Below are 12,706 nucleotides of genomic sequence, written 5' to 3'. Positions count from 1 at the left end.
GAGGAAATCATTCTTTCTTTTCAGTGAGAAAGCCGCCCCTCAGGAAAACAGGAATCAGGCTGCCCTCATATTCTTTTTCAATAAACGCCGCGGTATCATCTGATTGATACAAAGACAGGAGTTTTTGCATCCGTTCATCCTCTTTATCCTCAGCCCTGACGGCGATCAGATGAATATACGCTTCCTTCATTTGCGCCGATCGGATCAGCGCGTCCTTCTCCGCATGAAATCCTGCTCTTTTCGCCTCGCTTTGACTGAGAACTGCTGCGTCAGCATGTTCCGCCGCCTGATAGGCGTTCTTTTTTGTTTCCGTTTTTAAGGTCAGATGCTTCGGGTTGTCCTTGATCATATCAGTTGAACCCGTACCGGTGAATCCCTTTTTCAATGTCATCAGTCCGGCCTCCTGCATGAGAAAAAGCGCCCTGCCGAAGGCCGCCGCTTCACCAGGCACGGCAATGACAGCTCCGTCCGGTATATCCTTCAGCCGTTTATGTTGCTTGGAATACACCCCCAGCGATGCCGCATATGTCGTTCCTAAAGGAGCCAGCTTCTTTTTCACATGAGGCGGCAAAGATTGAAAATAAGAAACGGATTGAAACGCATTGGCGTCGAGATCCCCGCCGGCAAGCGCCAAATCGGCCTCGGCATAATCCGAAAACGTTACCAAAGAGAGCTGCAATCCTTCCTCACCGGCTTTTTTCGCGACAAACTCCCAGATCGATTGATCAGATTCATTGATTCCGATAGTAATTGTCCGGTTCCCGTCAGGATAATGACATGAAGTAAGTGACATGATCAAAATGAAAAGAAACAGACTGTTTATAAGCCGCAGGTTCAAGTTGACCTACTCCCTATCTATTTTTATGTACAGAGGCTGCACCATGGTATTCGGGCTCATGATTACATACAATACCGATTAAAAAAAGGGTTGTCAATTGCTTCCTTAAGAGGCTGCAAAGCGGTTTTTATCAGCTGAAAATGGGCTGTTCTAGTCTCAAATCAGATTTCCGTATCAGAGCGTTCCCCTCTTAAAACATGTTATTTCGAAAAAAGTTACATTTAGCAGTTGTTTTTTCTTCGAATTACTGGTAGAGTAAAGGTAATTATTTTTGTTCGAACTATCTTTAAGAAGAAAGTTTTGTAAGAGTTTTCGTCTTGGAAGTTTGTTTTAGAGCAAGAATAGTGAATTTAAGCGTTATGTCGCTTTAGGAGGAAATTTCATGTTAGAAGGTAAAGTAAAATGGTTCAACTCTGAAAAAGGATTCGGATTCATCGAAGTAGAAGGTCAAGACGATGTATTCGTTCACTTCTCTGCTATTCAAGGCGAAGGCTTCAAAACTTTAGAAGAAGGCCAATCTGTTTCTTTCGAAATCGTTGAAGGAAACCGCGGACCACAAGCTGCTAACGTAACAAAAGCATAAATTGTTTAAAAACCCTGCCGGTGTACGCCGGCAGGGTTTTTTTCATCTAAAACGAAAAGCTGTTTTGCAAAGGCAAAACAGCTTTTTATATCAGGTGGCAATATCGCGTTTTAAGAAGACGCCGAATGCGAGCGCCAGAAAAATAACGAAGTAAATCACAAGCATCACAACCGAAAATGTCATCGTCATCCCCTCTACTAAAGGAGTCCCGTTCATATATTGCGACAAATCCGTATTGGCGAATAAAATATATTTGGTCCATTCAAATTTCGTGGCAAGAAATACAGTCGCCGTGTTTCCCATAACCAATAGAAAAATAGAAAATCCGACCGCTAATGAGCTGTTCCGGAATACCGCAGACAGCATAAACGCCATCGTCGCAAGCATAAAAGCGGAGACAGATTCATAGACATATGTTTTAGCGAGGAAGGCGATGATATTTTGCTCAAAAACATGGCCGTCTTTGTATACGAGATGAACATCAGCCGCAGTATCTCCCCCTGTACCGAAAAAGACCAATCCCAACAGAGCGGAGCCGGCAAATAAAATCACAAGCATCAGCAGTCCGAACAGCAGCACCGTCATATATTTAGAAAGCAAAATCTGAAAACGGCTGAGCGGACGGATAGCCAGCAGCTTGATCGTCCCCCAGTTGAACTCATTCGCCACGATGCCTGCGGCAATGATAATCGTAAACAGCCCGGTCAAAACAGTCATCATCGAAGAATCAGCTACGTATGACCACACTGTGTACCCTGTATCCTCAGGGATGTTATGATCCATACGGTATTGATTTATCGCGACATTCTGTTTCAGGTTATCAATGAGCGTCTGGTTTCCGGTTTCCTTCATCTGCTGTTTCATTTCTTTGTTTTCGGCCTGGAGCTCCTGTTTCCAATTCGGATTGGCTTCGCTCGAGGTGAAATGGTTTGACAGAAGCGCAAAACCGATCATCGAAACGCCTAAAATTACAATCATAGCCCACGTGCCGACGCGGCTGAAAATTTTTATCCATTCATTATAGATCAGCTTAAACATATTGAACCTCCTCTTTCGTCCCGCCGGTAATCTCCAAGAAACGGTCTTCCAAAGATTTTGTCATGATTTTCACTTCATATAAGCGGATGTTTTCACGGACGAGCAGTGATATCACATCAGGCACTTCCTGTTTTGACAGCTTGATCTCAATGCCGTTTGTCTTCTTCGCACAGTCAAACTGACTCAGAACGGCCAGAGCCTCTTCTCTTTGTTCAATATGGAAGAAGTATGTATCTTGATCCTCTTTTCCTTCATCCCTTACTTTTTGAATATCGACAAGCTCCCCTTTTTGCAGAATGCCGATTCGGTCGCACATTAACTCCATTTCTGACAGCAGATGGCTTGAGACGATGACAGCCATTCCTTTTTCACGTGTCAGCTTTTTCAGATGGTCCCTGATTTCCCTGATGCCCGCGGGATCAAGGCCGTTTGTCGGTTCATCCAGAATCAGCACCTTAGGATTATGCAGCAGGCTTTGGGCGAGGCCGAGACGCTGTCTCATTCCGAGAGAGTAGGTTTTTACTTTGTCATGTATTCTGTCCTGCAACCCGACGAGCTCGATGACCTCATCTATTTTTTCTTTCGTAACGCCTTTTACCATCCTTGCGTACTGCTGTAAATTTTTATAACCGCTCAGGAATTTGTACAGCTCCGGGTTTTCCACGATGGCTCCGACGTGCCTGACCGCTTTTGCATAGTTTTTCGTAATGGATTCCCCGCAGATTACGATGTCTCCCTGAGACAGTTTCATTAATCCGACCATCATTCTGATCGTAGTGGTTTTCCCCGCTCCGTTCGGCCCTAGAAACCCAAACACTTCGCCCGCCCGGACGGAGAAGCTCAGATCATGAATAATCGTTCGTCCTTTTATCGTTTTCTTTACCTGTTGCAGTTCTAATACCGTTTCCAATTAGAATCCCCCTTCTATTTCGTGCGCCTGCATGACGCTTCTGTACCATTGCAGCACGGACATTCCTTCCTGTTCCCGAATTTCTTCGACCTCGCGCCGTTCAGCGATTTTCCCTTTTATGAAAACCATCACTTCGTCTAACAGCGTCTCAATCTCGCCGATCTCATGCGTGGCGATGACGACGATCTGGCTGTCAAAATCAATATAAGATACGAGACTGTTGACAATCGACTCCCTGACCGCCGGATCAAGACCTGAAAACGGCTCATCCAGCAGAATGACGGATGCTTTTCTCGACAGGGCCAAAACGATTTTCAGCCTGCCCCGGCTGCCTTTGGACAGCTCTTTTATCTTCTGCTTCGCTGAAAGATTCATTTCCGTTAATAGGTTATGTGCTTTTTCCAGCTGAAAATCCGGGAATTGCGAATGATAAAATGTGAGCATATCACCGACGGTCGTCCGGGCGAAAAACATATCATGTTCGGTTAAATAAGCCGTACGAAACAGCATGTTCCTGCTTACTGCGCAGTCTCCGATCCGGACGGCGCCCGAGGTCGGGAACGCAAGCCCGGCAAGCATTTTAAGCGTTGTTGATTTACCGCTTCCGTTCGGCCCTAAAATTCCGTAGATTTTACCCGGAGACAATGAAAATGATACATCGCTGACCGCGAGCCTGCGGCCGTATTTTTTTGTTACGCGTTCAAAATCAAGATTCATCGTTTCCTTCCTCCGCATATTGTTTGATCCCGTCGATCATTTCCTCAGGAGATAGCCCCAGCTCCGCCATTTCCTGAATAAAGCGTTTGAAAACGTCTTTAGTCAGCCTGTCTTTCAGCTCCGCTTTCAGATCGGACCTTTCCGCTATAAAGGTTCCCTGTCCTCTTCTCGTCTCCACGATCCCCAGCCTTTCCATTTCACTGTACGTTCTTTGTATCGTATTCGGATTCACTTTCATCTGTACGGCCATCTCCCTTACGGACGGCAGTTTGTCCCCCGGTGAAAGCTCACTTCGGATCAGCCGGTAGTATACACGATCGGCAATCTGCAGATAAATCGGCTTGGATGACTGAAATTCATTCTCCATCATTACACCTCAACCTTTCGATTCAGCAGCATAGAGGCCAGCGCGAGACAGAGCGCCGCAAGCACGATCACTGCCAGGAAGCTGAAAAGCGAGATGTGGACGGCCTTCAGCTCCACCGTCCAGCCGGTCAATTTTGTATAGTGAAAATCAAAATCCGCATACACTTTTACCGGCCATAAATCATGTTGAGATGAAGTGAAAGGCGTAATGATTTTATCGTCAATATAGGTCCAGACAAACGCAAGCACGATGCAGATCACCCAACGGAGGACGGGAACATGTTTTAATGAGTGAAAAACAGTCCAAAATACGGCCACGATCACAGATAAATACGCTGAACTGATCAGCAGGTAAGCATTCAATCCGGTTAATGTGCCGGCCAGGGGAATGGTGTGTTCCAGCGCTCCTTTTGCACAAAGCATCCGGTACATCCAAATGCCGTAACCGGTCAGCGCCAGCTGCCCGATCAACTGATACAGCAGTGAGGCCGTCAGCTTGGAAGCCAGCAGATAAAATCCTCCATTCGGATTGTAAAGCCACAGCTGATTTTTTCCTTCTTTATGAAGGTGATAGTACATAAAAAGCGGCGCTACAAGAAATTGAAAAAACCCCATTGCCGTAAAAAAGCCGAAAATGACGAGCGGTTCTTTCTGACGGGAAGCGATGACGTGGGCTGCAAACGCCCAGCAAATCATGCCGCAAAGCCACACCGCGAGCCAAATCCATGAAACTTTCGCATCTTTTTTCAGCAAACCTAAAAACGATGTCATTCTTTCTCTCTCCATTCGGATCAAGTGTATGAGTAACATAGTACACTAGATCATCACGTATTACAATATCTTCAATAAAAAAAAGACAAATCCGCTCTTACGCAGATTTGCCTTTTCAATTACTTCTTTTTGTTTTTTAAGGAGAGCAGCGCATCACGATAGCTGCTATCCTGCATTTTGCCGCCGCTATCAGGATCGTTTGGTTCCTGATCCGTCTCAGAAGTCTTAAACTTCTGAAGCGCCTGACGGTACACATCATCGCCCATTGTATTCTTTTTCTCACGGGGAGATTCAGATTTTACAACGACTGGAGCATGCTCGGCTGAGCGCTCCTCGGCCGGATCATGCTTTTCCGGCTGTTCGGCTGTAGTGCCGATCGCTTCTCTCTTTTCTTCTTTGACATCCTGTCCTGCAGAAGTGCTGCGGACATTGAATGTGATAAGAAGTGCAATCACAATGACAGCAGCAATAACCGCTATAATAATGGCCATATAACCCTCTCCTTACTGTCGTCCGGCAGTTAGATTACCTGTGACTTGGCTGACACGTCTGCCAAGCGCACGGCCTAATTGAAGGCCTTCTTCCGTCATCAGCACATCGCTGTCAACCGGGCATGTGACGCCCGCACCGTAGTAAGAGCCGTACAGCGCGTTTTCAGGAACGTTGCCGGGAAGTCCGACAACAATCATGCCTTGGTGAAACATAGGAGTGATCAGATTATGCATTGTCATTTCTAATCCGCCATGTGTTGTCGCCGTCGTACAGAATACGGCGCCGACTTTATCAATCAGCTCGCCTTCAGCCCACAGATAGCCGAGTCTGTCAATCCACGCTTTTAAGCCTGAACTGATGGTGCCAAAGTGTCCCGGGCATCCCCAGATAATGGCATCCATGTCTTTCAGCTTGCGGATGTCTGCTTGATCGACATGATCGATCAGGACTTCAGCCTCAGCGTTTTCTCGTGCTCCTTCGGCAATGGCTTCAGCAAGGTGTTTTGTATGTTCGCCTTCACTATCGTACACTACGTAAATTTTCATTCAGGAAACCTCCCATTCAGATGATTAAGATTCCTTCACTTCTTTAGGGGCCGGAAGCAATGACAGCTCCTCTTTTTTCTTCGCCCGCTGTTTGTCTTTCCGTACGTCACGCAAGAACAGGCTCAGGACTACGCCGATAACCGCAAAGATCGTCGCCCACATAAACGCGTCATTAATCCCCATAACGTTGGAATTAAGTGAAGCTGTTTTGTAGAGATAAGAATAAACGGTTTGTTTCGCCGCATCAAGCGACATGTTCATGTTGACCATTAAATTCGAAACCGCGCTTTGGAACGACTGCATGAAGCTTGGGTCAGCCGTGCTCGTTTTATCCGCAATCTGCGAATAGTGCATTGTCGTACGGTTCGTATAAATCGTTGTGATCAAACTTGTTCCAATTGAACCGCTGATCTGGCGGAGCGTGTTGCTCATCGCCGTGCCGTGGCTGTTCAACCGTGCCGGAAGCTGGTTCATTCCGGCTGTCATAACAGGCATCATTAACAGTGACATACCGAATGCGCGGATGGCATAGACAAGCATAATGTGCGTGTAAGGTGTGTCAATTGTCAATTTTGTGTACTGGAATGTCGTTGCGACCGTGATGACCAGCCCGATAATCGCAAGCGGTCTTGGACCGATTTTGTCAAACAGAATACCGGAAATCGGCGACATGATCAGCATGACAATCGCGCCCGGCAATAGCAAGAGGCCCGATTGCAGCGCCGTAAAGCCGACTAAGTTCTGCAGGTAAATCGGAAGCAGGAACATTCCTGTGTAAAGCGCAACGGTAATAATGATGTTAATCACACTGGAAAGTGAGAAAATATCATATTTAAATACCCGGAAGTCGAGCATCGGTTTTTCAGAGCGCAATTGCTGAATGACAAACGCCGCAATCGCGATGACACCGACAATGACGGTAGACAGCACGATCGGATCTCCCCAGCCGTCGCTGCCCGCTTCACTGACTCCGTAAAGCAATGAGGCAAATCCGACAATGGATAGAATCGCACCCAAGCTGTCGAGTTTGATTTTTTGCGGTTCCACCAAGTTCTTAAAGAGGAAGAACGCTATGATAATAACGATTGCCCCGATCGGAACAAGGCCGTAGAACATAATGCGCCATGTGTAATGCTCGATGATCCAGCCGGAAAGAGTCGGTCCGACCGCCGGAGCAAACATCATCGCAAGACCGAAAATCCCCATTCCTTTCCCCCTGCTTTCGGGCGGGAAGATAAGCAGAATGGTTGTCATGACCAGCGGCTGCAGGATACCGCCGCCGACCGCCTGAATTAACCGGCCGATCAGCATGGTTGAGAAGTTAGGCGCGATTCCGCAGACTAACGTTCCCGCTGTAAAACAGAACATGGCTACGAGAAAGAGGCTTCTCTGTCCGAACCGGGTAATTAAGAACGCAGATAACGGAATCAAAACACCGTTGACCAGCATGTATCCGGTCGTAAGCCACTGAATCGTTGTCGCACTCACACCGAACTCGGTCATTAAGTGCGGCATCGCCACGTTAAGAAGCGTTTGGTTCAAGATCGCCAGGAATAACCCGGCCATAAGCACAATAAGCAATGTTTTAGGACTTTTTACTTGATTATCTGATTTAGCCACCTAAGACAACCTCCCTTCATGGTTTGATGACTGATCTGTATTATTCAGAGATTTTTACAGATGCGTTCATACCAGGAAGCACCTTGTCAGATGGGTTGCTGAGTGAAATTTTAACAGGAACTTTTTGCGTTACTTTTGTGTAGTTGCCGCTTGAGTTTGAAGAAGGCAGCATATCAAATGTTGAATTTGTCGCATAACCGATTTCTTCTACTGTTCCGTCAAATGTTGTATTAGGGTCGCCGTCAACAATTACGTCTACTTTGTTTCCTACTTCAATGTCTCTAATATCTGTTTCTTTAATGTTTGCAGTGATGTAAAGGTGTTTCATGTCAATTTCCTGGGCAATTGTCGTACCGGCTTGCACCATTTGGCCGTTTTTCACTTCGTTTTTCACGATTGTTCCATCCATGATGGCTTTTACGTCAGCATTTTGCTGTCCTTTGATTTTTGCAACAACGTCGTTTTTGCTTACTTCTTTCCCCTCATCAAGGTTCCAGTCAGTTACTTTACCCGCAGCAGGAGCTGTGATAGCAGCCATGTCGCCGGCAACTTTTGCTTCATCGGTTTTTACATAGTGTGTGCTTTGATAATAGTAGTAAGCACCTCCGCCTATAATTGCAAGAACAACAATCAAACCGATAATGTTGGTCAGAATTAAACGTCCTCTGTTCATTTTGTTTTCTCCTTTCGTTTCTTCCTCTATCATTTTGTGGAATGATGATAAAAATATGTGGGGATTTTTTTATTTTCCGTTTTTCACTGCACAGCCGTTTGCAAGCTTCGTTAAACTTTCCGCAAGCTTGCGCAGGTACTGCAGTTCAGCGGTATTGAGCTGCCGGTATAAGACCGCCGCTTTTTCGGCATATTGAACAGCAGCTTTCTTTAGAAGTTCTTCCCCCTCTTCGGTTAACTGAATCATAACAACACGCCGGTCGTCGTGATAGTCGCTCCGAACCATTAGGCGGCGCTTATACAGAATATCGGTCATTCTCGTGACAGACGCCGGTTTCAGATCAAGCGACAAAGCCAGCCTTGAAAGCTGCGTGCTTTTGCTCTTATGTATTTTGAACATCAGCAGATACTGCAGCACTGTAATATCAAAAGGTTCAAGAACTGTCTCCAGAATCATTTTCTGCTTTTTGTAAATCGATCTGGAAGTATCAAACAGTTGTTCAAAACTGAGCAAAGCGAGCTCTGATTCAATCACCGTATTTTCACCTCATTCCCTTAATAATAGTTCACAAGATAAAATATTAATAAATGAAAGAAGGTTTGTAAAGAGAAAAGTTTCATTTTTTAAGGATTTTTTTTATGCCGTTTTTTCTCTTTATTTTTAATTTAAAAAAGCCGGGTGAAGAACCGCGGCCGCACGATTCTTCACTCGGCTTTATATTTCATACGATGCTTTGCTTACACCGGCTTCCTCATTTTTAAAAAAGCTTTTCAGCGCTTGAAATACGTCTGATTTCTGTTTCAGGATGTAGTATTTAAATTTATCATCTTTGACATTTTTATAGGCGGACATGAGGGTGGAATGCCTGTTATATTGATTGACCTCACCGTAACAGAACAGATTCGATTTTTTCATGATGTCATTGACGAGCTTTACGCACCGGGCGTTATCCGAAGTCAGGTTATCTCCGTCTGAAAAATGAAAGGGATAGATATTGTAGCGGGCGGGGTCATATTTTTCATCAATTAATTCAAGAGACTTCCGGTAAACGGAGGAACAGATGGTGCCCCCGCTCTCCCCTTTCGAGAAAAAATCTTCTTCCGACACGACCTTCGCTTCCGTATGGTGGGCGATAAATTCGATATCAACCGTTTCATACTTTGTCCGTAAAAATCGTGTCATCCAAAAAAAGAAGCTCCTCGCCATATACTTTTCCCATACGCCCATCGAACCGCTTGTATCCATCATCGCTAAAACGACAGCTTTCGATTCCGGCTTCGTCACATCATTCCATGTTTTGTATTTCAGATCTTCCGGATAAATAGGGTAAAACGACGGCTTGCCTGTCATGGCGTTTCGTTTATAGGCCGACAGCATCGTCCTTTTCTTATCGATATTCCCTGTCAGCCCGGTTTTCCGGATATCATTGAACTCGATATCGGTATGGACGATATTGTCCCTTTCCTTTTGCTGCAGATTCGGCAGTTCTAATTCCTGAAACAGCGCTTCTTCCAGATCCATCAATGAAACTTCCGCTTCATAATAATCCTCGCCTGCCTGATCGCCGGCTCCCTGGCCTTTTCCGGCCCCCTGCTTTTTATCTGCGCCGTCTCTTGCGACGACATCTCCGACTTCGCTGTCGCCGTCGCCTTGGCCGACATGTTTATTTTTATCATAGTTATAACGGATTTTATATTCATCAAGCGAACGAATCGGGATTTTCACGACATCTTTTCCGTTGGACATAATAATGCTTTCCTCAGTAACAAGATCCGGAAGGTTGTTTTTTATCGCTTCCTGTACTTTCTTTTGGTGGCGCTGCTGGTCGTCAAAGCCTTTGCGATGGAGGGACCAGTCTTCCTCTGAAATCAAAAAATTTCCGCTGTCATTACGGGACATGAATTCCCCTCCTTAACCGTTATGGTCGTTTTACATGTGTATGCCGGCTTGGTCCTGTTTATGAAACAAGTCCGGCGAAAAGATTTATTTTTATATTATGCCGGCCGGACTCTCCAATTGACAAACAATTGCGAAAAACAGACAAAAGAACCCGTCCTTTTACAGACGGGCCTCTCAATGAAATCAAACATCAGCGGTTTAACAAGCTTCCGACATATTTCAGCAGTTCATTAGCGCTAGTCGAATTATAGCCGTGTTCATCTATTAACCTTGCCACTACCTCATTGACCTTTTTAAGCTGCTGCTCATCCGGCGTTTTGGTGGAGGTCGTAATTTTCACTACATCTTTTAAGTCTGCGAACAGCTTTTTCTGAATCGCTTCGCGGAGCCTTTCGTGCGAATTATAGTCAAAGCGTTTTCCTTTTCTTGCATAGGCGGATATGCGGATTAAAATTTCTTCGCGGAACGCTTTTTTCGCGTTTTCTGAAATGCCGATCTGCTCTTCAATGGATCTCATCAGTTTTTCGTCAGGATTCATTTCTTCACCCGTCAGCGGATCGCGGAGCTTATTTTTATTGCAGTACGCTTCCACATTATCTAAATAATTGTCCATGAGAGTTTTCGCGGATTCTTCATATGAATAGACGAACGCCTTCTGCACTTCTTTTTTAGCGATGTCATCGTACTCTTTCCTGGCGGCGGAAATAAAATTCATATACCGCTCTTTGTCCTCGGCGGAAATGGACGGATGCTGGTCAAGTCCTTCTTTTAAGGAACGCAGCACATCAAGTGAATTGATCGATTCCATATTTTTTCTGATAATTGTTGAGGAAATGCGGTTGATGACATAGCGCGGGTCAATTCCGCTCATTCCTTCATCATGGAATTCCTTCTTCATATCCTCCAGATCAACGGAATTGTAACCTTCAACGCTTTCTCCGTCATAGAGCCTCATTTTTTTGACGAGATCAATATCAGAGCGGTTCGGTTCCTTCAGCCTGGTCAAAATAGAAAACATCGCGGCCACTTTTAATGTATGGGGGGCGATGTGTACGTCAGAAACATCACTTTCAGAAATCATTTTTTCATAAATCCGTTCTTCCTCTGACACCTTTAAATTATAAGGAACAGGCATCACGATGATCCTGGAGTGAAGGGCTTCATTTTTCTTATTGGCAATAAACGAGCGGTACTCCGTTTCGTTCGTATGCGCAACAACCAATTCGTCGGCGGAGATGAGCGCAAACCGTCCGGCTTTGAAATTCCCTTCCTGCGTGAGTGACAGAAGGTGCCACAGAAATTTTTCATCGCATTTCAGCATTTCCTGAAACTCCATCATTCCGCGGTTCGCTTTATTTAATTCACCGTCAAACCGATAAGCGCGCGGATCTGATTCTGAGCCGTATTCGGCAATTGTTGAAAAATCAATACTCCCCGTCAAGTCGGCGATATCCTGTGATTTCGGGTCAGACGGGCTGAAGGTCCCGATTCCGGTACGTTTATCCTCCGAGAAGAATATACGTTCAACCTTTACATCCTCAATTCTGCCGCCGTATTCTTCTTCAAGCCGCATGACATTAAGCGGAGAAAGGCTGCCCTCAATTCTGATGCCGTATTCTCTGTAGAAGTCGTCGCGCAGATGATGGGGAATGAGATGGAGAGGATCTTCATGCATCGGGCAGCCTTTAATGGCGTAAACAGCGCCGTTGTCTGTCAATGAGTAGGCTTCAAGCCCTTTTTTCAGCATGGTGACAAGAGTTGACTTTCCGCCGCTGACGGGTCCCATCAATAGTAAAATCCGTTTTCTTACATCGAGCCGCTTGGCAGCCGGGTGAAAGTATTCCTCCACGAGCCGTTCCAGAGATTCCTCAAGGCCGAACAGCTCCCGCGAGAAAAAGCTGTATGTCTTTTTACCGTCATCCTCCTCGATTCCGCTGTCTTTTATCATATTAAAAACGCGAGAATGAGCAGACTGCGCGACCAATGGATTTTCTTTTATGATCTCCAAATAATCAGCGAACGTCCCTTCCCATTTGAGACGCTGCTCTTCCTCTCTGTACTTTTCAATTTTCTTTAATATATCCATAAGAACCTCCTCTATCATGGTTAATGCACTAGAAATAAGGTACTTTGTTACAATCTATGCGGTGACGTGATAATACATGCTTTTCGTTTCTTAAAAATAAAGACGTTATAAGGCCGTCATTGACAAGGGTCCGGTGCACCGTTCATAATGAAAGAAATACAGTTTCAT

Annotated in this window: 14 protein-coding genes; 1 reads left to right on the top strand and 13 read right to left on the bottom strand. The window is 45.4% G+C overall.

All coding sequences use genetic code 11. The features are described from left to right. Positions 1 to 7: 7 nt before the first annotated feature. Positions 8 to 838, bottom strand: coding sequence for a MetQ/NlpA family ABC transporter substrate-binding protein (locus JNUCC21_RS04670; protein ID WP_369878617.1), 831 nt, complete (start codon positions 836 to 838; stop codon positions 8 to 10). Between the two features lie 382 nt (positions 839 to 1,220). Between JNUCC21_RS04670 and cspB the strand changes: the two genes are divergently transcribed. Next, positions 1,221 to 1,421, top strand: a complete 201-nt coding sequence (gene cspB, locus JNUCC21_RS04665; RefSeq protein WP_003155376.1) for a cold shock-like protein CspB — start codon at positions 1,221 to 1,223, stop codon at positions 1,419 to 1,421. Positions 1,422 to 1,511: 90 nt separating this feature from the next. Here cspB and JNUCC21_RS04660 read toward each other — a convergent pair whose 3' ends face one another. From JNUCC21_RS04660 to prkA, 12 genes are all read right to left on the bottom strand, one after another. Then, complete coding sequence (locus tag JNUCC21_RS04660) at positions 1,512 to 2,459, bottom strand: ABC transporter permease (RefSeq protein ID WP_025284471.1); 948 nt, start codon at positions 2,457 to 2,459, stop codon at positions 1,512 to 1,514. Further along, positions 2,452 to 3,369 carry an ABC transporter ATP-binding protein gene (locus JNUCC21_RS04655; protein ID WP_369878610.1) on the bottom strand — a complete coding sequence of 306 codons (918 nt, stop codon included), beginning with the start codon at positions 3,367 to 3,369 and terminating at the stop codon, positions 2,452 to 2,454. The genes JNUCC21_RS04660 and JNUCC21_RS04655 overlap by 8 nt, the downstream gene beginning before the upstream one ends. Next, positions 3,370 to 4,086, bottom strand: coding sequence for an ATP-binding cassette domain-containing protein (locus tag JNUCC21_RS04650; RefSeq protein ID WP_025284469.1), 717 nt, complete (start codon positions 4,084 to 4,086; stop codon positions 3,370 to 3,372). Then, entirely contained in the window at positions 4,076 to 4,453 is a 378-nt protein-coding gene (locus JNUCC21_RS04645) for a GntR family transcriptional regulator (RefSeq protein WP_007408436.1), read from the bottom strand. The genes JNUCC21_RS04650 and JNUCC21_RS04645 overlap by 11 nt, the downstream gene beginning before the upstream one ends. 2 nt (positions 4,454 to 4,455) lie before the next feature. Beyond that, complete coding sequence (locus JNUCC21_RS04640; protein WP_369878608.1) at positions 4,456 to 5,223, bottom strand: hypothetical protein; 768 nt, start codon at positions 5,221 to 5,223, stop codon at positions 4,456 to 4,458. A 119-nt stretch (positions 5,224 to 5,342) separates the two neighbouring features. Beyond that, the gene (locus tag JNUCC21_RS04635; RefSeq protein WP_003155385.1) at positions 5,343 to 5,714 is read right to left on the bottom strand and encodes a hypothetical protein; all 372 of its coding nucleotides are present in this window, start codon (positions 5,712 to 5,714) and stop codon (positions 5,343 to 5,345) included. A gap of 12 nt (positions 5,715 to 5,726) precedes the next feature. Beyond that, complete coding sequence (locus JNUCC21_RS04630) at positions 5,727 to 6,260, bottom strand: NAD(P)H-dependent oxidoreductase (RefSeq protein WP_003155386.1); 534 nt, start codon at positions 6,258 to 6,260, stop codon at positions 5,727 to 5,729. 24 nt (positions 6,261 to 6,284) lie between these two features. Further along, positions 6,285 to 7,880 carry an MFS transporter gene (locus JNUCC21_RS04625; RefSeq protein ID WP_003155387.1) on the bottom strand — a complete coding sequence of 532 codons (1,596 nt, stop codon included), beginning with the start codon at positions 7,878 to 7,880 and terminating at the stop codon, positions 6,285 to 6,287. A 40-nt stretch (positions 7,881 to 7,920) separates the two neighbouring features. Beyond that, positions 7,921 to 8,586 (bottom strand): HlyD family secretion protein, encoded by a 666-nt coding sequence (locus tag JNUCC21_RS04620; RefSeq protein ID WP_007610259.1) that lies wholly within the window; start codon positions 8,584 to 8,586, stop codon positions 7,921 to 7,923. 36 nt (positions 8,587 to 8,622) lie between these two features. Further along, positions 8,623 to 9,087 carry a MarR family transcriptional regulator gene (locus tag JNUCC21_RS04615; RefSeq protein ID WP_003155389.1) on the bottom strand — a complete coding sequence of 155 codons (465 nt, stop codon included), beginning with the start codon at positions 9,085 to 9,087 and terminating at the stop codon, positions 8,623 to 8,625. A 180-nt stretch (positions 9,088 to 9,267) separates the two neighbouring features. After that, positions 9,268 to 10,452 (bottom strand): sporulation protein YhbH, encoded by a 1,185-nt coding sequence (gene yhbH, locus JNUCC21_RS04610; protein WP_007408433.1) that lies wholly within the window; start codon positions 10,450 to 10,452, stop codon positions 9,268 to 9,270. 190 nt (positions 10,453 to 10,642) lie between these two features. Next, a complete protein-coding gene (prkA, locus tag JNUCC21_RS04605) occupies positions 10,643 to 12,538 on the bottom strand; it encodes a serine/threonine protein kinase PrkA (protein ID WP_003155391.1) in 1,896 nt (631 codons plus the stop codon). Positions 12,539 to 12,706: the final 168 nt, after the last annotated feature.

The sequence above is a fragment of the Bacillus sp. JNUCC-21 genome (genome assembly GCF_041222765.1).
Taxonomy (GTDB): Bacteria; Bacillota; Bacilli; order Bacillales; family Bacillaceae; genus Bacillus; species Bacillus velezensis.
The sequence above is the reverse complement of the archived record's forward strand: the minus strand, read 5'-3'. Positions and strand labels throughout refer to the sequence as shown.